Here is a 23,363-nt window from a genome sequence, read left to right on the forward strand (position 1 = left end):
ACCTGTAACCTGCAACCTGTAACCTGCAACTGATGTTACCCCGGCTTATACTTACTCTCCTCAAATATTCTTTTCGCATCAGTATTCAACAGCTCATTCAACGAAAGCTCACTGTGCTTCGCCATATATTTCTTCACTATTTGCCAGCCCACAAAAACGCCAATTGCGCCGGGTGAGCGTTCACCCAGTTCGGGTGTGTTGGGCGCTTCTTCCAAATAGCTTTTGATATTTGCGGGCTCTATATTGAACAGCAGGTTATTGGTAAGAAAGAAATTCCAGATCATACCTTCGTTCTCATAACAACCCTTCAACTGCGCCGCGGTATAACCGGTTTTAATAGTGTCTTCGGTATAGGGCAAAAGTTTATCAAGCACAAACAACCGCTTTCCTTTTTCAATCATCAACTCAACCAGGGGTAAACTGCCGTTCTTTTCAGGAGCAATGTCATTGATGATATTCTTCATACAATTTACCGCAATGTAATCGGGTGTAAAACGCCGTGAGATGTAGTCGGGGAAAACCGATTGCCCCATACTGCTACGATACAACGAGTATTTATTGCCCATGTGCAATTGCAGGCCTACTGCCAGCGCATCGCGGGTTATAACATCGCTGAACCCTTCCATGGGGCCAATATAGGTAACCAGCTGTGTGGGTGCTTTATAAGCAGGAAAATAATACTTAACGTACTGCAGGCCTTGTTTTACTTCCTTTTCTATGGTACTGAAATTGCGAAATACAACATCAGCAGAGTCTTTGACAGGTTTATAGTCGCCAATAAATTTCTTCAGCAATGCCTGCTCCTGGGTGCTGGTATCGCTTATGCCGGGCAGTTCCATAATGTTGTACAGGAAGTCGCCAAGGAAATAAGGATATTTTTCCCCAACCTGTTGCAGGGAAGCCATCATGCGATTGGTATCAAGGGCAAAGAAATCCTGCTCGAACCGCTTTACGGTAAGTTCTACCTTAATGTTCGATACATTGGGAGCGTTTTTGTCTTTACAGGAAAATAATCCGGCAACGATCAATAATACCAATCCAGTTCTTTTCATCTGAAGATATTTATTTTAAGGCTGAAGGCCGAACGCTTAACGCTGAACGCGAAGTTTAAGTGTGCTCAGGCTTTCTGCATATTTCGCGAAGATAAGGTTGAAATGCAGGAACTGAGCATGGCCGCCTGCATTGAACGTTAAGCATTTAGCGTTCAGCGTTTTTCGCTTAAATTTGCCTGTATAAAAAAACGGTGTCGTTTTTATTTAAACCCAAAAGCATAAAATGAAAATTGCCATTGCGCAACAGAACTATCATATAGGGAATTTTGAAGATAATACCCGCAAAATAATGGGGGCCATACAGTATGCAAAAAGCCGTAAGGCCGACCTGGTTATTTTTTCAGAACTAAGCATCTGTGGTTACCCGCCCCGCGATTTCCTGGAGTTTGATGATTTTATAAACGAATGCTATAAAGCAATAGAAATAATAACCGAACAGGCCGATACCATTGGGGTTATTATTGGCAGTCCGCAAAGAAACCCATCGAAAGAAGGGAAAGACCTGTTCAATGCCGCCTGGCTGTTGTACGACAAAAAAGTAGTTGGTGTAGCGCATAAAACGCTATTACCGAATTATGATGTGTTTGATGAGTACAGGTATTTTGAACCGGGCTACGAATGGAATGTACTGGAGTTTAAAGGAAAGAAAATTGCGTTAACGGTTTGTGAAGATATCTGGAACCTGGGCGATAATCCATTGTACCGCCAATGCCCCATGGATGTGCTTATAGAACAAAAGCCCGACCTTATGGTCAATATCTCTGCTTCGCCATTCGACTATGATCATGACAAAGACAGGGAAGAGATCGTTCGCGCTAACGTATTGAAATATGGATTGCCTATGTTCTATTGCAATGCCATTGGTTCGCAAACCGAGATCGTATTTGATGGCGGTAGCCTGGTAATGGATGCCAATGGCCAAATAGTGAAGGAGATGAAATATTTTGAAGAGGACTTCGCCATTGTGAACCTCGATGAAATTGAAGTGCAAAAGGCAAAACGCAAACCACTAAAAGCAGTTCCGGAATTTGATAAAGAAATGCGCGTAGGAAAAGTGGAAGATCCTGAAAAGGTAATTGAATACCTTACCAGCGATGAGAATATTGAACAAATAAAAGAAGCGCTTGTACTGGGCATTAGAGACTACTTTAGAAAAATGGGTTTTACCAAAGCCATATTGGGTAGCTCGGGTGGTATTGACAGCGCCGTTACCCAGGCCCTGGCTACAAGAGCATTAGGTCGTGAAAATGTAAGGGCTGTATTAATGCCGTCGCAGTATTCAACCGGGCATTCGGTATCCGATGCCGAACAGCTAAGCAAGAATTTGGGCAACCCCTATGATATTGTTGCCATCAAGAACGTGTACGATTCATTTATGCAAACGCTGCAGCCGGTATTTGGCGATCTGCCATTTGGCCTGGCCGAAGAGAATTTACAAAGCCGTACCCGCGGTAATTTGCTAATGTCTATTTCAAACAAATTCGGTTATATATTGCTGAACACTTCAAACAAAAGCGAGCTAAGCACCGGTTATGGAACTTTGTATGGCGATATGGCCGGCGGTTTAAGTGTATTGGGCGATGTATATAAAATGCAGGTTTATGCGCTGGCCAAATACCTCAATCGCAATGGGGAGATCATTCCTGAGAATATCATTACCAAACCACCATCGGCCGAGCTGCGGCCCGATCAAAAAGATAGTGACAGCTTACCCGATTATGCGGTGCTTGATAAAGTGTTGTATCAATACATAGAAAGAAGAAAAGGCCCTAAAGAATTAATAGCAATGGGTATTGATGAAACATTGGTGCGCCGTGTACTAAAAATGGTGAACAGTAATGAATATAAACGTAACCAGTTTTGTCCCATCATTCGCGTTAGTTGTAAAGCTTTTGGTGTTGGGCGCAGGGTGCCAATTGTAGGTAAGTATTTATCGTAAAGAAATTAAAAAAGGGCGGCCAGGTGATGGTCGCCCTTTTAATGGGTAAAATTCTTTTTATAATACGCGGGTTAAATAGAATGTAACATAACTATCGCCTTCAGTTTGCTTTACCACCAGTTCTTTGCTGGTAAGTTTTATAACAGTCCCTAATATTTCATCAAAATAAACTTCATTATTATAGAGGGTCCAGGTATCTCTATAGCTTCCGCCGTAGGTGCAGGTAGCACCGGCATCAATATAATCAAAAACCATATTGGCATTTAATACGAATTGATCATCAAGTTGGCAGTTATCGTAATAAATGCTGGTAAGGTCTTGTTCTGCCCGTCCGGCTTCTTTTCCTTTAATAACAGTAAGCATATAGGTGCCGGCCAGGTTATCTTTTGTAATAGCCAGGGTTTCATCTTTACTTTTTACACAAGAAGATAATGTGGCAATAGCACATGCAAATAAGATAAAGACCAGGGTTCTTGTAAAGGTATGCGGTTTCATAAGGGTAGATTTTAATTCATAAAAAAGGGCCGGGCAAATAACAGATATTAAAGGAATTTATTGTGTGTGTACAGGGTTTTGCGGGGATTTTAATTTCAAACAAAAAGGCAGGCCCGGTACTGCCAGGCCTGCCTTTTTAACAAAATGACTTTCTATTAATGTTTGAAGATAGTTATGATCTTGGGTTCGATTTGGAAAATGGTCTATTCATATTGGTTGATTTGATTTCATAGGAACAGTTGTGCCAATAACCAGGCTTTTATTATTTTATTGTAAGGTGATTCCTCGATTTTATCAACAGAAAAAATTAAGAAAGCCTAAATAAAAAAGTCCTTCCCAATACAGGGAAAGACTTTTTTATATGTGGGTGTTACAATTAGTGTAATTAATGTTTCAGATCGAGAACAATGGTAAATGTGCCAAAGATGGGGTAGGTAACATCTTTAATTACCCGCAACCGCGAGGTAGTAATTTCTCCTACTTTAAAATCGCCGCTAACGTCGGTGCCGAAAATTTGATTGGGTGTGTACAGTATGGTGCCGTTTTCTTTAAAATACCAGGTAAAAGGTGTTTTTTGAGGATCGCTGGAGTTACATTTTGAGGGCCCCTCATCCAAAGTACCGGTACTATCACTTTTGAACAAAATGGTATTATCCTTATCACATGCTTCAACTGTAAAACCGGTCAATGGCTGATCTGGTTTGCCATCCTTGTTGGTGTCGATGCCTACAGTATCATATTTCCATGATGAGCTGGTTACAAATTGAATTCTTTCTTTGGTAACATCTTTATCATCATCATCTTTTTTACAACCATAAATGATGGAACCAATGGCGAGTGCTGTTAATGCATACTTTTTCATCTGAACAATTTTTGTTTAAGCCCGTGAGTATGGGCAGGGTTAATAAGTTAGCTGTATAGTAGGCAAATATTATTCCTTTTCCGTTGCCTGGGGCATGAAATATGGTGGGTGTAGCCGCATAACTAATAAATTGCCAGTTTATTGTATGTGGTAAAACATGTTTATTTTTATTGTTTTTAGTGTGGTTTTAACAAGTTGGCAAGCCCTTTGCAAATGCATTCACGTATTTTCATAACTGATTATCAATCATTCATACTAAACCCCGTATATGCTATTAACAGCAGATGATATCCGGCAGCTCAATGACAAAATACAGTACCAGAGCGCTTTTATCGACCGGCTCCGCGACGAAACAGCCAGGGTTATTATAGGACAGCACCATATGCTCGACAGGCTTTTAATAGGTTTATTAAGCAATGGGCACGTTTTGCTGGAAGGGGTTCCTGGTTTGGCTAAAACACTTACCATTAAATCGCTGGCGCAGGCGGTTCATGCAAAATTCAGCCGTATACAATTTACGCCCGACCTGTTACCGGCCGACGTAATTGGTACAATGATCTATAATCAGCAAAAAAATGAATTTATAGTTCGCAAAGGGCCCATTTTCGCCAATTTCGTGTTGGCCGATGAAATAAACCGCGCCCCGGCAAAGGTGCAAAGCGCCCTGCTGGAAGCTATGCAGGAACGGCAGGTGACCATTGGCGACACCACTCATAAACTGGATGAGCCCTTCCTTGTACTGGCTACACAAAACCCGCTTGAGCAGGAAGGTACCTACCCGCTGCCCGAAGCGCAGCAAGACCGGTTTATTATGAAAGTGATCGTTGACTATCCTACCAAACAGGAAGAACAGATCATTATTCGCCAGAATGTACTGGGCGAAAAAGGCCCGCAAATAAGCCAGGTAGTGAGCATGGAGGAGTTAACACAAGCTAAAAATCTTACCCGTCAGATATACATGGACGAAAAAGTCGAGAATTACATCCTCGATATTGTATTCGCCACCCGTTTTCCCGACAATTACAAACTGGAAAAATTAAAGCCATTGATCGCCTATGGCGGTTCGCCCCGCGCCAGTATTAACCTGGCCCTGGCCGCCAAAGCGCATGCCTTTTTAAATAAACGTGGTTTTGTTATTCCGGAGGATGTACGCAGTATTTCAAAAGATGTGTTACGCCACCGTATTGGCTTAACTTACGAAGCAGAGGCGGAGAATGTTAATGTCGAGAATATCATAGACGACGTACTTCGCGTAATTCAAGTACCTTAATACAAATAGGCAATAAGCAATAGACAATTAATTGCTCTTGCCAATTGCCCACTGTCAATTGCCAATTGATTTATGTTAACGACGGCGGAAATAATAAAAAAAGTTCGCGAGCTGGAAATTAAAAGCAAAAAGATCACCCGGCATTTATTTACGGGTGAGTATCACAGTGCTTTTAAAGGCCGGGGTATGTTATTTAAAGAAGTTCGCGAATACCAGGCGGGTGACGATATCAGGTTTATCGATTGGAACGTATCGGCCCGCTTTAATCATCCGTTCAGTAAAGTATTTGAAGAAGAACGCGAATTGTCGGTAATGCTGATGGTTGATGTAAGCGCCAGTTCATTATTTGGTACCACCCAGTCCCGTAAAAAAGATTTGATAACCGAAGTGGCGGCCGTGCTGGCATTTTCGGCTATCAGTAATAATGATAAAATAGGTGTACTGTTCTTTAGTGATGTTATAGAGAAGTATATTCCACCAAAGAAAGGAAGAGACCATGGCTTGTATATCGTTCGCGAACTGTTAACAGCCGAACCTAAAAAGAAGGGCACCCGCATTGGACAGGCTTTGCAACGATTGAATAATACAATCAGGCAAACCAGCATTGTTTTTCTGCTAAGTGATTTTCTTGATAATGATTTCGAAGATGGATTGAAAGTGGCAGGTAAAAAACATGATGTAATAGGTATGAAGGTATACGATAAAATGGATATGCAGTTGCCCGATGCCGGCCTTATGGAAGTTGAAGATTCAGAAACCGGTGCGCGCAGCTGGATAGATACAAGTGATTTTCTTGTAAGGCAACAGCATGAAGCCGCTTTTTTTAATCATACAAACTATTGTAAAAATATTTTTACGCGGGCAGGTTGCGACCTCCTGCATTTGCGCACCGGCGAAGATTATGTAAAAGTGTTACAGAAGTTCTTTGTTGGGCGTAACCGGTAATTATGAAAAACCCTATTCTCTATATTATCCTCATTGGTTGTTTAATAGCCAGCCCTGTTGTAATGCATGGCCAGGTGCTTGCCAAAGCATCGGTAAGCCGCGATCAGATATTAATTGGCGAACCCATTACATTAACCTTTGAAGTACGTATTCCCATGGGCCAGGCAGTTACCTGGTTCAATCTTGATAGTATTCCCCGTTTTGAATTTATTGAAAAAGGAAAGGTTGATACCTCCGATAACATCGATGGAAAGCAATATCACCAGGAGCTTACCATCACCAGCTTCGATTCGGGCACCGTGGTAATTCCTCCATTGGTATTAAAGGTGGCGGGGCAAGCCTATGTTACCGATTCTATTCCCATTGAAGTGAGTTACGCCAAACTGGATATTTCAAAGGATTATCGCGATATAAAAGAAATTGAAGAGGTGCCAAAGCCTGCCTGGATGGCCTGGATACCCTGGATTATTGGGGTGGTGACCTTAGTAGCCGCCGGCATTATAGTTTACCTGTTGCGAAAACCAAAGAAACCGGCGCCTGTGCCACAACCGGTTCAACCCAAACTAGGCCCTTACGAGGAAGCCCTGCAGGCGTTGGAAGAGTTGCGAAAACTGGGCTTACAAAATGGAGACGTAAAAACGTATTATAGCCGCCTCAACGATATTCTGCGGGTGTTTATGTTCCGCAAATTGAAAGTGGCTACGTTGGAGAAAACGAATGCAGAACTGACTATGCAACTGCGTTCGGTGCCTATGGATAAAGAAAGCTTCAATCAGCTGGTACAGGCATTACAGGTGGTAGATTTTGTGAAGTTTGCCAAATATCAGCCTGCTGAAAGTGATACTGAAAAGAATTTCGCCGTAATTCAATCGGCTATCAAAACACTAAATAATATTTCCTGACCCTTGCTGTACAATTGGTTTGAACATATAACATTTGCGTATTCTGAAGTATTCGGATTGTTTGTATTTATACCGGTATTGCTTTACTGGTATTTCAATAAATACAACAAGCAACAGGGTACCGTAAAAGTATCTTCCCTGATGGTATACCGCAAAAGCAATTCCTGGAAAAGCACATTCAGGCATGCACCATTCATATTGCGGTTACTGGCCGTTAGTTGTATTATAATTGCTATGGCCCGGCCGCAAACCCGTAACGATGAAGAACTGAAGAACGGGCAGGGGATAGATATCATTCTTTGTATGGATGTGAGCGGTAGTATGCTGGCGCAGGACTTTTTGCCCGATCGCCTTGAAGCATCGAAGCAAATGGCGGCTGCGTTTGTAGATATGCGCCCCACCGATCGTATAGGAGTAGTTATTTTTTCTGGGGAAAGTTTTACCCTGGTGCCTTTAACAACCGATAAAGCGGTACTGAAAACCCAGATCTTCAATATTCAACGCGGCCTGTTAGAAGATGGTACTGCCATTGGTGATGGATTAGGGGTGAGTGTTGACCGCCTGAAGGGTGTTAAAACCAAATCGAAAGTGATCATCCTGCTTACCGATGGGGAAGACCAGGGTGGCCGTATTGACCCATTGGCAGGTAAAGAGCTGGCCAAAGCCTATGGCGTTCGGGTGTATACCATTGGCGTAGGTTCCGAAGGCTATGCGCCGGTGCCTGTGCCCGGTGAAGGCGGTACAGTTACCACCAGGCAGCAAAAAGTGAATATTGATGAAAAGCTGCTGCGGATGATTGCTACCGAAACCGGCGGTTTGTATTACAGGGCCAGGGATAATGAGAGTTTGAAAAGGATCTATACTGAAATTGATAAACTCGAAAAATCACGAATAGAAGTTACTTCGTTAAAACGCTATACCGAAAGGTTCTTTCCCTTTGCTTTCGCCGCAGCCGTATTAATGCTGCTGGAAATATTTTTACGCTATACTTTATTCAGAAAGTTCCCGTAATACGCTATTAATTTCCATTACCGTACTTTTATGCTCCAATGAAAGCAATAGTTTACCGGTCAACCGGCAGTTGGTACAATATTAAAACGGAAACGGGCAAGGCTATGAGTGCCCGCATAAAAGGGGTGTTAAAGATAGATGGCATTACCTCAACCAATCCCATTGCGGTAGGCGATGAGGTGGTGATTGAAATAGAAAGCGAATCGGCTAATACGGCCATGATCACTGAAATTCTTCCCCGGCGCAATTATATTAACCGGCAATCGCCTTCGCATAAAAAGCAACATCATATTGTTGCGTCCAATCTCGATCAGTCGTTGCTGTTTGCCACACTTAAAGATCCAAAAACTTCACAGGGGTTTATTGATAGGTTCCTGGTAACCTGTGAGGCCTATCATGTGCCGGCCATTGTTGTTTTTAATAAAGCCGATCTGTATAAGAACAAAGAGCAGGAAAAATATGCGGCTTTAAAAGATATGTATGCTGCTATTGGTTACCGTACGGTGTTAATGTCGGTAAAGACCAATGAAGGCGTTGATGAAGTGAAAGAAGCATTGCAGGGGAAGATCACCTTGCTAAGCGGCCATTCGGGTGTGGGTAAATCATCTTTCATCAATAGCATATTTCCCGAGCTGCAGTTAAAAACGCAGGACGTGAGCGGGTGGAGCGGTAAAGGTTTGCACACCACTACATTTGCTGAAATGTTCGACCTGCCCCTGGCTACAGGCGGCAAAGTGATTGATACCCCGGGAATGCGGGAGTTTGGTTTGGTTGATATCACACGGCAGGAGCTATCGCATTATTTCCCTGAAATGGCCAGGCTTATTACCGAGTGCCAGTTCAATAATTGTTTGCATATAAATGAACCGGGCTGCGCTGTAAAGAATGCGGTAGCCGAGGGAAATATAAATGAAGAACGTTTCATCAGTTACTACAATATTCTTGAGTCAATAGACGAACGAACTTATTAAATAAAGTAAGAGGATATTGGAGAGAGGAATCGGCATTTACACGAGATACCGCCTGCTTTTATTGACAAGCAATTTGCTTTCAAGAAATTGGGCAACTTCTATAACCGCATCATTGTCTTTGCGGGCTGCTTCCTTGAATTTGTGCGGGTAAATGGAAATTCCTGTGTAAATGTTGTAGTACAACGTAAGCATGTGGCCTCTGTACGTGAAGTTCCACGTAAGGGTGTCAAAATCGTCCTGTTTGTTTGTAAAACGGATCTTAAGATCGTCAAGAAGAATGTTGGCCACTTCGTAAAAGCGTTTCAGCCCACAGTCATCATCAATGATCGCCTCGGTACAGCCAAAGTCTGTGCGTAGTGTCAAGCTCATAAAGTACGGTTTGGGTATTATAAATACAGTTGAAACGGGTTCAACCGGAATAGCTGGAGCTTACTTTGGCTTTTCTTAGGACCTGGGATCTACGATCTGAATTTTCTGGCTTTCGGAACTTTTTCACCCGCTAATATGCGTTCTGCACCCACATTTTTTCCATTACTGGGGCAACCGTACCTTGTGCACGAGCTTGCACCCAGAATATAAGTTCCCAAAACTGCAAAAAACAAGAAATTTCTGATCGTTTTCATATACTACTTTTCAAAGGATAAACGCCCTTAAAACTAGAAATATTATATCATAATTGCAATAGGTAAAATCAATTATTCGGTTACCTGATCACGAAACCAATCTGCATATTTTATGTAATTGTTGGCTATGCGGTTTATTTCACCGTGAATTTGGTCAACTGCTATGTCTTTCACCCGTTTAGCAGGTACTCCTGCAAAAATGGTACCCGGGGGAACAATGGTTTCTTCGAGCACTACAGCGCCTGCGGCAATAATAGAATTGCTGCCAATTTGGGCCCGGTCCATAATAATGGCGCCCATGCCTACCAGTACGTTATCGTCGATGGTACAGCCGTGGATGATGGCGTTATGTCCTACCGATACATTATTGCCAATAATAGTTTGGGTGCGTTTATAGGTGCAGTGAATAACAGCCCCATCCTGAATATTTACTTTATTTCCCATGCGTATGCTGTTTACATCGCCCCGCACAACGGCATTGAACCAAATGCTGCAATCATCGCCCATAACTACATCGCCAACGATGGTGGCATTGGGGGCAATAAAGCAGTTACTTCCAAACTTGGGGTAAACCCCTTCAACGTGTAAGATTACTGGCATGGCTGTTATAGTTTATGGTTTGTTGATAATGAGATCCTCATCTTTAGCAAATATCTGAAATTGTTAGCAGTTACCGGTTACCAGGTTCCAGTTTCCGGGTCCTTAAAATTTTCAGCACCCTGCAATTAGTCGGGTTTTCCGCACTGGTAACCGGTAACCGGAAACCGGTACCTTTGCGCAGACTATGAACAAACGCGAACTATTTCTTCGTCATGTGGCCCAAACTTCACCGGCCCCACTGGCAATTGATATTGTAAAGGCAAAAGGGAGCGTGCTCCGCGATGCCAACGGTAAAAAGTACCTCGATCTTATTGCCGGTATTAGTGTGTGCAATGTAGGGCACCGCCACCCCAAAGTGGTAAAAGCCATAAAAAAACAGGTTGACGATTATATGCACCTGCTGGTTTATGGCGAAATGGTTGAAACGCCCCAGGTGCAATACGCCAAATGGCTGAACGATCACCTGCCGGCTTCCCTCAACTCGGTTTATTTTACCAATTCAGGTGCCGAGGCTACCGAAGGGGCTATGAAACTGGCCAAACGTGTTACCAACCGTACCCAGATAATAGCCTTTAACAAAAGTTACCATGGCAGTACCCAGGGGGCTTTGAGTATTATGGGCGATGAGTACTGGCGCAATGCCTTCCGTCCCCTGCTGCCCGATGTGCTGCACCTCGAGTACGACTCCTTCAATTCGTTGCAGGAAATTACCGCACAAACGGCTTGTGTAATAGCCGAAACCATTCAGGCAGAACGGGGCGTGGTGACGCCTTCGGCCCAATGGATGAAAGCCCTGCGCGATAAATGTACCGAAACCGGCACCTTACTGATACTCGATGAAATTCAAACAGGTTTTGGGCGCACCGGTTCCCTGTGGGGCTTTGAACAATTTAATATAGTGCCCGATATTGTGCTAATGGGTAAAGCTCTTGGTGGCGGCATGCCGCTGGGCGCTTTTATAGCCGACCAAAAAATAATGCAGGTACTTACAGAAAACCCTGTGCTGGGTCATATTACCACCTTTGGCGGCCACCCCGTTTGTTGTGCTGCCGGACTGGCTGCCGCTAAAGTACTTGTGAAAGAAAACATCATTGACCAGGTACAATCCAAAGCCGCTCTGTTCAGGGAAATGCTGCAACATCCACTGATAAAGGCAGTACGGGCCAATGGGCTGCTAATTGCCCTTGAATTTGAAAGCTTTGAGATCAATAAAAAAATAATAGATGGCTGCCTCGAACGGGGATTGCTTACCGACTGGTTCCTTTTTGCGCCCGAATGTATGCGTATTGCACCACCGCTTACCGTTACTGAAAAGGAGATAAAGAAGGCGGTAAAAACTATTTTAGAGGTGCTTGATTCGGTACAGGGACTTTTGCCATAAAAATTGGCCGTTGCATGTTACAAGTTACAGGTTGCAGGGAGCGACGGGTAACCATTTGTATTTCCCCTGTAACCTGAAACCTGTAATCTGTAACTCTTGTATTACCCGGTAACTGATTGTTAATAAGCCAATAATTAAGGTGATATCAGTTATATACCATTAAATTTGCGCCAATTAACCATTATTTACTCACTTCAAAAATAGGCTATGCGTAAAATTGATCTTATTCCATTTTTGATCCTGGGTTTGGTAGCTTGTAACGATAGTGCCAATACAGAAGGAACAAAAGCTGATACTGCTGCAACTGTTACTACAGTAGATACTACTGCCAGCGAGCACCACCACATGGTTGATTCTGCAACTGCTGTTACTCCATTGCCAACCATTCCCGATGGCGCTAAAGTATTCTTCGTAAATCTGAAGAATGGACAGAAAATTAAATCACCATTCAAGGTTCAAATGGGTGTATCGGGTATTGCACTGGATTCTGCCGGCATCATTAGGCCAGCTTCTGGTCACCACCACCTGCTGATCGATGCTGGTGATTCACTCACTGCTGGTACTGTAGTGCCTAAAGATTCAACTCACCTGCATTTTGGTAATGCACAAAAAGAAGCAGAAGTGAAGTTAACACCTGGTGAACACAAACTTACATTGCAGTATGCCGATGGCATTCACCGTTCATATGGCGGTAAGTTAGCTAAATCGGTTACGGTTACTGTACAGTAATAGTTTTCAACCGGAATAAATGAATTGGGCAGGTATCTGAAAAGGTGCCTGCTTTTTTATTTTAGGCGGGTAAGTACAGGATAGTTGTGCAATCGATTGAGTAAACAAAAGCACACCATTAAAGTGTCTTATTTACACAAAAAGAGGCTGAAAATTGGTCGTTTAGGATGACTTATTTGTTAAAATACCGCTACTCGTCTAAAAAATTATTTATTTAAAAACCATTACAATATTTTTGATGAAGTTAAACAAGGTCTATGCAATAGCTTTGAGGGCATGACCTGCGGGGCGATTTTCCAGTCGCCCCTTTCTTTTTATCTCCCTTCTTTAGCCAATTACTTAAGTTTTGTTAAGCAGATCTGCTTTTCGCTTGACCCAAATCAACTTACATAAGATATTTTTATTACTGTTTGGTTCAACTGTATCACTCGGTTGTTTTAATTAGTGATAGTCGGTTAGAAATCTGAACTGAAATCACCCCTGAATTTCACAAGGCATATAACAGATTATCATAGTTCTTTTTCTTTGTGAAGTATCGCAAATTACACTTTACCAGGAGCCAGTTCTCTGGCACCTGTTTTTTCTTTTACTTCACGGCATATAGGCATAAAAAAACTTCGCCAGGTAAAACCGTAGCGAAGTCTATAAATTGAAGGTGAATTATTGATCATTCACCATTGATAACCTACCATTAGAACTGTAGTCTAAAACTTCCAAACACGCCCCACCGTTGTGATGCGGCTTCGGGCAATGGTTGTGGTAATACCCTCCATACAAAATCAAACCGCAACACCTTAAGGATGTTATCTACACCAGTCCCTACTTCCATATATGTTTTTCCATCGAGCGATTCAAACACATAAGTAGAGCCGGCAGGCATATTCAATGCTCTGTTCTCTTCACGCAGGCTGCCCCACAATCCTTTTACCGTATAGAATTGACGCCATTTAAGCCGCCGTGTAAAAGGTGTGAACCTAAAAATTCCCGAACCAATATTATGTTCAAAATTGAACCCCGCATATTTATCGTGCAAATATTGCCAGCGGTTCATTAAACTATATGCATACTTGTTATAGTAATAGATCTCATTACCGGGCGCTACATCAAGCAACATAAAGGGCAGTGTGCCAAACGTTTTACCACCAAATACATTGTAATAAACCGAACCGTACGGCGATATTTTCATATAGTCTGAAATGCTACCGCTTAATTTGCTGTATTCGTAATGGCTATCGAACGCACCCTTTATACCCCGGGTATACTTGATAGTGGTAATGGGATAGGGGCTGCCCATGCTATAACGCAGGAACGACCCTTCAATGAATTTTTCGAGGTAAGCAAAGCGCAACTGTACCGAAGCTTCAAATGTATTTAACGGTGAAGTGGCGCCATTGCCATCGGTGAAGATCTCTTTTTCGGGTAGGTTCAACAAGGGGTTGTACAGTTTACGTACACCGCTCATAGTTACTGAAAAACCTGAATGCCATTCTTTGAAAAAATCAAGCTGCATCAGTTCCGTTTTCAGGAACTTAATTGGAACACCATTTTTTCTTACCGCAAGGGCGAAGATGTTATCCTGACTTACCTCCTCCAAATAGTTCTGTCCGTAATCGATGTCTTTCGAATACTTGGCAAAAATGTAGGAGCGTGGGTTCTTGTTGAACAAATACATGGCATCGGCCTCGTATTTGAACTGTTGATCGGTAGTACCATATGCTAAATAACCATGCAGGTGAAGCTTTTTACTAAAGCCCTTATTGGTACCCAAATCCCAGCGAAAGCGCCAGCCTTCGAGTACGTTTTGAAAGATCCAGTTGTACCAGGGCCCTATCTCCAAATTGCCTATATCGAGATAACCGGTTGCCAAAAAGTTCACAGTTTTTATTGCCCGCTGAAATGCCGGCATCTTTAACAGGGTATCAATGGTTTGGTATAATTTCTTTTCTGTGACGGTTAGGTCTTCATGGCGGTTTTGTACCCAAAAGGAGTCGGGCGCATTATTGGCATGGGGCGGAAAAATAGTTTCTTCAAGGATCTTGTTCTTGGCCAGCTCATTTACTACCGAAGTATCATTTACTACAACATCTTTATAAGTAGTGGTCTTACGACCAATAGCAGCCAATGCCTTTTCGCCCGAAAACAGTGCCAGGTCAACTACGAATTTATCTCTTGTAAGAAACCATGTACTATCATTCAATAAGCTGAATTCCTGAATAAGGCTCAGCTTGTTCACATAGTTTACGTTGGCTTCTTTACCCAGACGCAGGTTCATTTTTTGAATGGCAAAGGTGGTGTCGTGCACCCAGCAATCGCCCTCAAAGGTGTTTGAACCTTTGTGTTTTGGTATAAAGAAGAAGTGAATAAGACGGCGACCATTTACAAATTGCGAATCCAATACTTTATAATTGTAAAAGTTATCGCCGTTATCGCTAATGGGGCTTACGAATTGTTTATCGAAGACCGGAATGAAGTTGGCGTAAAAATTTACGTTCTGGTCAATACCACCCAATAATTTTGAAACGCTTTCATTGTTCACTCCCATTGTTTTGGTGCCTTTAAATACTTCGCGGCGGCGCAGGGGCGATTTCTGAAAGTAATAATCTGAAAGCGCTTCGGTAATGTAAACGGGCAGGTAAGGAACTCCTTCTTCCGTTGTATCAATATTGTTCAGCACAAAGTTGAACTTCTTGATAAAGGGCAGGTTCTCCCATTTTTCTTTTTTGATGTTCTTAAGGTCAACTTCCAGTTTGTTGTACAGTTCGTAAGAGAAGTTGCGAAAGCGGTAACGATCATTTTGCGGTTTGTGTTTTACAATACGTTTCCACATCAGCAAACCGCGGTCGATCTTCTTTTTAACAACAACCGCTTCAAATTTGCCGCGTTCCATCAAAATGCTGATGTCTAAGACATTGTTTTTGGCTCTTGCCAGTACAAAGCTGTCGAATGGGAGTTTAAAATCCTGGTAGCCTACGTAAGAAATGATTAACGTGTCTGTAGGCCACTCATTAAAGCGGAATAAAAATGTTCCTGCTGAGTCGCTGAGCTTACCAGATTTTTGCGATTTAAATTGCATAGAGGCGAATGGAATGCGTTCGTCGCTATGGGCGTCTTTAACAATTCCTTTCAGTATCCTGGTTTGCGCTATTGAGTTTTGGGTCAACAGTATAAGCAGCAGGAGTTTAAATGGTCTAATAGGCATTCTTATAAGGTCGGTTTGATTCTGGGCCAAAAATACAATAACCCATAGAAAAGCATAATGTTAAAAAAGATAAAAGGGAGGCCTGCATCGGTAAAAGCCCTATTGGTTCGGTAGTATTCTTTTCCTGAACCCCTGCATCATAATGTTGTAGCAACATCTTTTACCGGCATATGCAGGCTTTGCATATAGAACGGCAGGCCTTATGCCATGCTTTTATTGTGTTCGTGAATAAAAATATTTTCATGTGAGGGCGCTGCTGCTCCTTTAAATAATAAATACTATTTATATAGCCCGCTTTGGGAGGAATAAAAACAATTAATTTATTGTTTAAGCTCAAAAAGTTTGGAAATCTGAAAAACGCATGCGTACTTTGTTTTACAAAGTGCTTTTTATGGATAGCCAACATCCCCCGCTGGAAACCCTGCAGGATATTAAACGAATTATGGAACGCTCCTCACGCTTTATTTCACTAAGCGGATGGAGTGGTATCAGCGCCGGCATATGTGCCCTGGTGGGCGCCTGGGTGGCGCAAAGCCGCATCAACCAGTACCTGCATGTAAGGCGTGCACATGATTATGACGAGAGCAATAACTATGTATTGCTGATGTTCGACCTGGCACAGATAGCGGCCGTTACTTTCATTGCAGCATTTATTACAGCCTTTATATTTACCTGGTCGCGCAGCCGCCGTAATGGTACACCGTTGTGGGATACTACTGTACAACGCCTGGCCTGGAACACCATTTTACCTATGGTTGTTGGCGGTATAGTCATTCTACATGCCATTAGCATGGGATATTATACCCTGGTATCACCTGGTTGTTTGATCTTTTACGGACTGGCATTGGTAAATGCATCAAAGTACACCTTAGGCGAAATTCGTTATTTGGGGTACGGACAATTAATACTCGGTATTATTAATTTGTGGGTAGTAGGAAGTGGATTGTATTTTTGGGCTGCAGGTTTTGGCGTGTTGCACATTCTCTATGGTGCAATTATGTGGTGGAAGTATGAACGGAAGAGTTAGATAATAAATTACAACATGAAGAACCCGATTGAAAATCTTAATAAAATTTTTGATAGCCGCATTCGCATGGGAGTAATGAGTATCCTTATTGTGAATGAGGAGGTGAGCTTTAATGACCTTAAAAAAATGCTCGATGTTACCGATGGTAACCTGGCATCGCACATGGTTAATCTTGAAGAAAATGGATACGTTAAAGTACATAAAGGATTCATTGGACGAAAAACAAATACAACCTATTCAATTACCCGCGCAGGTGAAAAAGCATTCAAAGACCACATTGAAGCCCTTGAGGCAATGATCAAAGGCATGAAGTAAATTTTTTTTGCCTTTACACTTTGAAATGCAAAGCGCTTTTTATAAATATAACCATTGACATTATATAACTCCACAAACCATACTATGAATAAAGACCTTGTAAAGATCATTCTGGTAACAGCCGGCGCTGTTATGTTTAACCTGGTGTTCTGGAATGAAAAACTGGCCATCAACACCATGCTGTTCGATGCATTTTTATTATCGGCCCTTTTCTATCTGTATCCCCAAGCCCCTAAATATGCAGTGGTGAACTGGCTGTTGCTGGGCCATGTTGTTTGCCTGGCCATGGTTGTAATACACAATACCGACCTGAGTAAAATTGCGTTTACGATTACGCTGTTACTACTGGCTGGTTTTGCTGAATATAAACACCGGTCGGCCTGGTTTGCAGGCGGCTCCATGATATTGAACATTGTAATGGTGGCTGCTTCATTTGTTGAACCCATAAAAATAAATAAAGGCCAGGGTATTAAGCGTAAGGGCATAAGCCGTCTTATTCGCTTTGCTATATTACCCGCCATATTATTGATCGTATTCTTTTTAATTTACCGGGGTGCCAATAATGCATTTTCTGATATAGTAAATAAAATAGGATTTCAGCTGGAAGTTTTCTTTGCTCACTTTTTCGATTTCTTCTCGTTGCAGCGACTCCTGTTTCTGTTATTGGGATTACTTATTACCGGTTCTGTTTTATTAAAAAGTAAACTTGATTTTTTCAGTACCCGTGAAGCGCGCATGCAGGATGGAATGCAGCGGTTCAAAAGGACATTGCGCCAAAAGCGCGAAGGGTTTGTATATAGTTTTGTTGAAAGTATTATGGGCAAAATGGCCAGCGGTATAATGGCCCTTAAGAATGAGAACACTACCGGCATCATTAGTCTGCTTTTATTAAATGCGCTGTTGCTGGCGGTAAATCTTATTGACTTTAATTTTCTGTGGTTACATTTTCAATATGAAGAAGGTAAGCCGGTATACAAAATGGTGCATGAAGGCACTGAGCTGCTGATCATTTCCATAGTGCTGGCCATGATTATTCTGTTGTTCTTCTTTAAAGGCAATCTCAATTTTTACAAACGCAATAAGTGGTTGAAATATGGTGCCTACGCCTGGATCATTCAGAACATAATACTGGTGAGTTCTGTGTTACTGCGCGACTATTACTATATCCTGAAACACGGGTTGGCATACAAGCGCATTGGTGTGTTGGTCTTTTTGCTGATGGTGCTGGTAGGATTGATAACTGTATTCTTAAAGATCTGGGCAAGGAAAACAAATTATTTCCTGTTCAGGGTAAATGCATGGGCCGGCATTGTAGTGCTGGTACTGGCCACAACCGTTCATTGGGATGAGTTCATTGCAGGGTATAATCTTAAGCACAGAGACACCGTTGAGCTGGATGTTCAATTTTTACTTTCTCTTTCAGACAAAACATTGCCTTTGCTCGATACGAATATAGTGGCCCTGCAAAACCGGGCAAATAATGAAACGCCAAAGGCCGATTATGTAGACCCTTCTGTATATAATAACTGGTGTATTGAAAGGTTGAAAATGCGTGAAGCAGAATTTGTGAAAAATCAACGGCAGTTATCGTGGTTGTCGTGGAACTATGCAGATGCCTATACCGAAAAATATTTAAGAAAGAAAGGTCTTATTGCAGCTACCCATTAAACCTTATCAATATGACACCAATTTCTATTGCAGTAAGATTATGGGCGAAAACCGTTGCATTGAATGCTGTTTTTTGGGGTGTGGGCGGAATATGGATTGGCGAGCTCTGGCGGGTGATCTCTGCTATATTCTTTATGGTAGGCGGGTTTATTGTAACGCTGCCCCTGCTGATGGTGATCACGCCACTGGTACAGCTATCAACCTGGTTACCTTATAGTATTTCAGCAAAAATTGGCTGGCTCTCCTTTGGCCTTATGTTAGTGATCATTATTCTTTATTCTGCCACCAGTTTGATCATTGAAGAGAAATTGTTTATTCATGACTCCCCAATTAATACCATGATGGGTTGTACAATAGCCGGGTTACTGGTTGCCGTATTAACAACCCGTAAGTCACTCATGAAATTTCATACAGGTACAGACAATAAGAATCATGTACAAGGCAGCTTATAACGCTTAACTAAATTTTTATGAAAGATATTATAGTACCAAAAGATGAATTGTTTGTAACCGGACTTATATTAATTCTGGTATCGTTCTTCTTTTATTGCGTACCGTTTATGACGTCTGTTTCACCAGACACCGGGGGACTGTTTATGTGCAACTATTTAATAGCTGCTGCATACTTTGTAGTGTTACTCATAACAAAGCGACTGAAAAAAGGCCGGCAAGGGTTAATACCATTTTTCTTCTTTCTTATTTTATTGCTGATAAGCGCTTATTCCCTGAACCGTGAAATGGTAGTGTTTGAAAGTACAGTGCCCTGGTTTGCCTGGTTGCAGATCATACTATGTGCTAACTATATCGCATTCGCTTTCTTTGACCGCATGCCGCTTTGGGTGCAGCATGTTATGACCTTTTTGTTGGGAATTGCAATAGTTGCCTTTGCTTATATCTCCATTTATCTTCTGCCTACCTATATAATAAGCATTATTATATCTTTTGTACTGGGTATTTCAATGCACTCCTTTGTAGGTATCCTGTTTATTATTTATACGCTTGTATTGCTGAAAAAACTGCTAGCCAATAAACAGGCTTTTATGGTGAGTTTTTTAAGTGGGGCCGGAGCATCAGTAATGTTGATCATTGTATTTGTTGTACGATGGACCCTGTTAACCCAGGATATAAATACAAATTATCGGCAGGCTACAGTGCGTGAAAGTGCAGGTTGGCCGGCATGGATCACCATGGCGCAAACCACGCCGCATAACCTGTTTACTGAGAAAATACTTAAAACTGAACTGGTATATAGTACGGGCTGGAATATTGATGAGGCCCTTTGGCGGGTGCCATCGAGAAATTTTGATGAGGAAAAAAAGCACGACCCACTGGTAGTAATTGCAAACCTTTTTTCGGGCAGGGTAAATTTATCGGAAGAAGATAAGATAAAGCTGCTGGAGTCGATGCACGATTCACGGCACCAGGCACAGGAACGTTTATGGTCGGGCGATGATCTGTTCACCGAGCACATTAATACCCTGGTGCGTATATGGCCACAGTTTGGCATCTCTTACACCGAAAAGGTGATCACTGTTTCGAATGTGGCCGCAAAAGGCAGTTGGAGCGGGCGCCAGGAAGAAGGCATTTACACTTTCCATTTGCCCGAAGGTGGGGTGGCAACATCTTTATCATTATGGATAGAAGGTAAAGAATCCAAAAGTATACTAACCACAAAACAAAAAGCCGATTCGGCATACAAACAGATCGTTGGGCGCGAACGGCGCGATCCTTCTGTTTTACACTGGCAGGAAGGAAATACAATATCAGTTCGGGTGTTTCCGGTATTGGCAGGTGAAAGCAGGAAGTTTAAAGTGGGGGTAACCGCACCGCTTACCCGCGAAAGTGGCAGAATGAAATATGAGAATATCTGGTTTGACGGTCCTTCTTTTTCCAATGCAAAAGAAGATATATCATTACAATTTCAGCAAACACCAAAGGATTTTATTTCTCCCACTGTTTTAAAACCAACCAGTCATTTAGGATTTACCCGTTCGGGAAAATACAACCCGTCATGGAACATCGAGCTGGCCGATGAGCCGTTGAGCAGAGAGGCATTTTGTTATGAGGGAAAGCAATATAATGTACGCCCATATCAAAAACAATACGAACCGGCTACATTAAATACAGTGTATCTTGATGTAAACAAATCGTGGTCGAAAGATGAGTTTGATAGCGTTTACAATGCATTAAAAGAACAAAGGGTGTTTGTGTTTACCAACCAACTGGTGCAGGTAACCAGGACAAATAAAGAATCACTTTTTAACAATTTGCATCAATTACAGTTTAGTTTATTTCCGGTTTATTTAATTGAAAATACAAACACATCGTTGCTGGTTAGTAAAAGCAGTGCCGTTTCTCCAAACTTAAAAGACCTGGCCGGCAGCGAGTTTCTTCAACATGTAAAGTCTTCTATGCAAGACGGCAAAAGGCTTAAGTTCTTTAACCTTGGCACCACACTAAGCCCTTATTTAAAAACACTAAAAGAATACAGGGCATTTCAGTATTCGCATGGAATAGCAGGTGATTTGAAAAAACTAATTGCCAGGCAGGAGTTTGTAAAGGACCAGGAAAGCGAAAGCCAGGTTGTTATTGATAATGCCGATATAGCAATTGTGCGCGATAGCTGTACCCAGTCTTCTGCAGCGCCCGATCATTTAATGCGGCTATTCGCTTATAATAATATTATGCGAAAAATGGGTGCCCGGTTTACCGGTGAAGAGAAAGATAATGATGAGCTGGTGGCCGCAGCGCAGCAGGCATACGTGGTTAGTCCTGTGTCGAGTATGGTTGTTTTAGAAACACAGCAGGATTATGAACGATTTAATATCAATGACAGTAAGAACAGCTTAAGCAACGCATCTCAGAAATCGAACGGCGCTGTGCCCGAACCGCATGAATGGGCGTTGATCATTATTGCATGTTTTGTGTTGTTGTATATAAAATTTCGTCCTGTTAAAAAGAATATTGTAAAATGATACAGGCATTACCACTCTCATTTAAAATTGCAACACCCAAACGGATGGCGCTGGGGCTATACCTGCTGTATGCAATAGTTATGTTGTTTGCCTTGAATACCTATATTAAATGGCAGTCGGTAAATATTGTATTAGGAATATTGGCATTGCCATTGGTTACCGTCATTCAGCACGGAAACTACAGGAATATCAGGTATGGCACTCTTGCAGCATTGGTTGCTCTGTTGACAGTATTGCTGCCTCAAAAAACAATGTTGTATTTCTCCGTTGCATTTGCCTGCTTTTTTGTTGCGGAAAACTTTTCAGGCAAAATAAACCTGTTGCCTGTTGGGGTGGTGTGCCTGATGTCGCCGGTAGCGCAGTTTTTTGCTGATGTGTTTAGTGTTCCCATCAGGTTACAATTAACAAACTGGGCTGGTATCATAATGAATTGGGCGCAGGCCGGTATAACGGTGAAGGGAAATGTACTTATAAGTAAGGGCGGTGAATTTTCAGTTGACCCCGCATGTATGGGGTTGAATATGATGGTTACTTCATTGCTGCTACAATTGATAATAATAGCCATGTACCAGCGCAGGTATAAGTTGCAATTGAATTGGTGGCAGGTAATTGGTTTGCTCACCATATCCTTTGTGCTCAATATAGTCAGCAACCTGTTTCGTATAGTATGTTTGGTGTGGTTCAAGATTCTTCCTGGCACCACCATGCATGAGCTGGCCGGAGTATTTTGTTTACTGGTGTATGTAATAATACCCATGGTATTAATAACACAGCTTGCGATAAAGTATAAGGGACAAGCCGCTTCCATAGTACAAAAGAATGAGACCCCGGTTTTATGGAACAGCGTTCTTCGCATTCACCTGGTGCTGTTTGTTATTATTTCCTGGGCTGCTTATAAAGTTGTTTTAAATGACCGGGTTGTAGCAGATGTAACTGCAACAGTAGCTACTGTTGAAGGATATAAAACGGAACGGATAACAGCCGAGATCGTAAAGCTGCAGAACAGTAAGTCGTTGATCTATGTAAAACATATTCCAGGCTTTTTTAGTGCAGACCATCATCCAATGATCTGTTGGAAGGGAAGTGGTTATTCATTTAACCAGGTGCAAATAGAAACGGTTGCAGGAAAAAGAATATATACCGCTTTGTTGGGAAATGGTAATGGGAAACTGTATACCGGCTGGTGGTACGACAACGGCATTGAACAAACCATTGAACAAATGAGCTGGCGTAGAAAAATGTTGCTTGGGGAAAGACCTTTTTCGGTAGTTAACGTGACCGCAGAAGATAAGCAACAGTTGATCAGTGCGATAGACGGTGTGATAAGGGGTAACAGATTAAAGCCTTTGTTGTAGTAAATTTAGCAGAGCAATATAAATTCCGGTTATAAAAAATATGTA

General features: G+C 42.1%; 20 protein-coding genes. 14 read left to right on the forward strand and 6 right to left on the reverse strand.

Translation table 11 applies throughout. From position 1 onward, the window contains the following. Positions 1 to 35: 35 nt before the first annotated feature. Complete coding sequence (locus GGD38_RS25140; RefSeq protein WP_375296843.1) at positions 36 to 1,052, reverse strand: hypothetical protein; 1,017 nt, start codon at positions 1,050 to 1,052, stop codon at positions 36 to 38. 223 nt (positions 1,053 to 1,275) lie between these two features. Between GGD38_RS25140 and GGD38_RS25145 the strand changes: the two genes are divergently transcribed. Continuing rightward, positions 1,276 to 2,991, forward strand: coding sequence for an NAD+ synthase (locus GGD38_RS25145; RefSeq protein WP_375296842.1), 1,716 nt, complete (start codon positions 1,276 to 1,278; stop codon positions 2,989 to 2,991). A 57-nt stretch (positions 2,992 to 3,048) separates the two neighbouring features. Here GGD38_RS25145 and GGD38_RS25150 read toward each other — a convergent pair whose 3' ends face one another. Together GGD38_RS25150 and GGD38_RS25155 are read right to left on the reverse strand one after the other, a co-directional pair. Beyond that, positions 3,049 to 3,486: a lipocalin family protein gene (locus tag GGD38_RS25150; protein WP_375296841.1), complete on the reverse strand. Its 438-nt coding sequence runs from the start codon at positions 3,484 to 3,486 to the stop codon at positions 3,049 to 3,051. Positions 3,487 to 3,871: 385 nt separating this feature from the next. Continuing rightward, positions 3,872 to 4,348 (reverse strand): hypothetical protein, encoded by a 477-nt coding sequence (locus GGD38_RS25155; protein WP_375296840.1) that lies wholly within the window; start codon positions 4,346 to 4,348, stop codon positions 3,872 to 3,874. A 310-nt stretch (positions 4,349 to 4,658) separates the two neighbouring features. Here GGD38_RS25155 and GGD38_RS25160 point away from each other — a divergent pair, with 310 nt between their 5' ends. The 5 genes from GGD38_RS25160 to rsgA all read left to right on the forward strand — a co-directional run bounded on the left by GGD38_RS25160 (position 4,659) and on the right by rsgA (position 9,447). Next, positions 4,659 to 5,618, forward strand: coding sequence for an AAA family ATPase (locus GGD38_RS25160; RefSeq protein ID WP_375303698.1), 960 nt, complete (start codon positions 4,659 to 4,661; stop codon positions 5,616 to 5,618). Between the two features lie 72 nt (positions 5,619 to 5,690). After that, positions 5,691 to 6,563 carry a DUF58 domain-containing protein gene (locus GGD38_RS25165; RefSeq protein ID WP_375296839.1) on the forward strand — a complete coding sequence of 291 codons (873 nt, stop codon included), beginning with the start codon at positions 5,691 to 5,693 and terminating at the stop codon, positions 6,561 to 6,563. A gap of 2 nt (positions 6,564 to 6,565) precedes the next feature. Beyond that, the gene (locus tag GGD38_RS25170; protein WP_375296838.1) at positions 6,566 to 7,465 is read left to right on the forward strand and encodes a BatD family protein; all 900 of its coding nucleotides are present in this window, start codon (positions 6,566 to 6,568) and stop codon (positions 7,463 to 7,465) included. A 3-nt stretch (positions 7,466 to 7,468) separates the two neighbouring features. Beyond that, positions 7,469 to 8,476, forward strand: a complete 1,008-nt coding sequence (locus GGD38_RS25175) for a VWA domain-containing protein (protein ID WP_375296837.1) — start codon at positions 7,469 to 7,471, stop codon at positions 8,474 to 8,476. A gap of 38 nt (positions 8,477 to 8,514) precedes the next feature. Next, complete coding sequence (rsgA, locus tag GGD38_RS25180) at positions 8,515 to 9,447, forward strand: ribosome small subunit-dependent GTPase A (protein WP_375296836.1); 933 nt, start codon at positions 8,515 to 8,517, stop codon at positions 9,445 to 9,447. 36 nt (positions 9,448 to 9,483) lie between these two features. Here rsgA and GGD38_RS25185 read toward each other — a convergent pair whose 3' ends face one another. Together GGD38_RS25185 and GGD38_RS25190 are read right to left on the reverse strand one after the other, a co-directional pair. Further along, on the reverse strand, positions 9,484 to 9,816 hold the full coding sequence (locus tag GGD38_RS25185) for a DUF3630 family protein (RefSeq protein WP_375296835.1): 333 nt from the start codon (positions 9,814 to 9,816) through the stop codon (positions 9,484 to 9,486). Between the two features lie 326 nt (positions 9,817 to 10,142). Then, positions 10,143 to 10,670 carry a gamma carbonic anhydrase family protein gene (locus GGD38_RS25190; protein WP_375296834.1) on the reverse strand — a complete coding sequence of 176 codons (528 nt, stop codon included), beginning with the start codon at positions 10,668 to 10,670 and terminating at the stop codon, positions 10,143 to 10,145. A 184-nt stretch (positions 10,671 to 10,854) separates the two neighbouring features. Between GGD38_RS25190 and GGD38_RS25195 the strand changes: the two genes are divergently transcribed. Beyond that, a complete protein-coding gene (locus tag GGD38_RS25195; protein WP_375296833.1) occupies positions 10,855 to 12,051 on the forward strand; it encodes an aspartate aminotransferase family protein in 1,197 nt (398 codons plus the stop codon). A gap of 207 nt (positions 12,052 to 12,258) precedes the next feature. Beyond that, positions 12,259 to 12,780, forward strand: a complete 522-nt coding sequence (locus GGD38_RS25200; RefSeq protein WP_375296832.1) for a DUF4399 domain-containing protein — start codon at positions 12,259 to 12,261, stop codon at positions 12,778 to 12,780. A gap of 691 nt (positions 12,781 to 13,471) precedes the next feature. Here the strand turns inward: GGD38_RS25200 and GGD38_RS25205 are convergent. Next, a complete protein-coding gene (locus GGD38_RS25205; protein WP_375296831.1) occupies positions 13,472 to 15,979 on the reverse strand; it encodes a DUF5686 family protein in 2,508 nt (835 codons plus the stop codon). A 361-nt stretch (positions 15,980 to 16,340) separates the two neighbouring features. Here GGD38_RS25205 and GGD38_RS25210 point away from each other — a divergent pair, with 361 nt between their 5' ends. The 6 genes from GGD38_RS25210 (at position 16,341) to xrtN (ending at position 23,318) form a co-directional block, all read left to right on the forward strand. Next, the gene (locus GGD38_RS25210) at positions 16,341 to 17,006 is read left to right on the forward strand and encodes a hypothetical protein (RefSeq protein ID WP_375296830.1); all 666 of its coding nucleotides are present in this window, start codon (positions 16,341 to 16,343) and stop codon (positions 17,004 to 17,006) included. A 15-nt stretch (positions 17,007 to 17,021) separates the two neighbouring features. Further along, positions 17,022 to 17,321 (forward strand): transcriptional regulator, encoded by a 300-nt coding sequence (locus tag GGD38_RS25215; protein WP_081166210.1) that lies wholly within the window; start codon positions 17,022 to 17,024, stop codon positions 17,319 to 17,321. A gap of 84 nt (positions 17,322 to 17,405) precedes the next feature. Next, on the forward strand, positions 17,406 to 18,989 hold the full coding sequence (locus tag GGD38_RS25220) for a DUF4173 domain-containing protein (RefSeq protein WP_375296829.1): 1,584 nt from the start codon (positions 17,406 to 17,408) through the stop codon (positions 18,987 to 18,989). Positions 18,990 to 19,000: 11 nt separating this feature from the next. Next, positions 19,001 to 19,441: a hypothetical protein gene (locus GGD38_RS25225; RefSeq protein ID WP_375296828.1), complete on the forward strand. Its 441-nt coding sequence runs from the start codon at positions 19,001 to 19,003 to the stop codon at positions 19,439 to 19,441. Between the two features lie 17 nt (positions 19,442 to 19,458). Next, on the forward strand, positions 19,459 to 21,963 hold the full coding sequence (locus GGD38_RS25230; RefSeq protein ID WP_375296827.1) for an XrtN system VIT domain-containing protein: 2,505 nt from the start codon (positions 19,459 to 19,461) through the stop codon (positions 21,961 to 21,963). Then, positions 21,960 to 23,318 carry an exosortase N gene (gene xrtN, locus GGD38_RS25235; RefSeq protein ID WP_375296826.1) on the forward strand — a complete coding sequence of 453 codons (1,359 nt, stop codon included), beginning with the start codon at positions 21,960 to 21,962 and terminating at the stop codon, positions 23,316 to 23,318. The genes GGD38_RS25230 and xrtN overlap by 4 nt, the downstream gene beginning before the upstream one ends. The last annotated feature ends 45 nt before the right edge of the window (positions 23,319 to 23,363 follow it).

The sequence above is a fragment of the Niastella sp. OAS944 genome, from assembly GCA_024809215.1.
Lineage (GTDB): Bacteria > Bacteroidota > Bacteroidia > Chitinophagales > Chitinophagaceae > Niastella.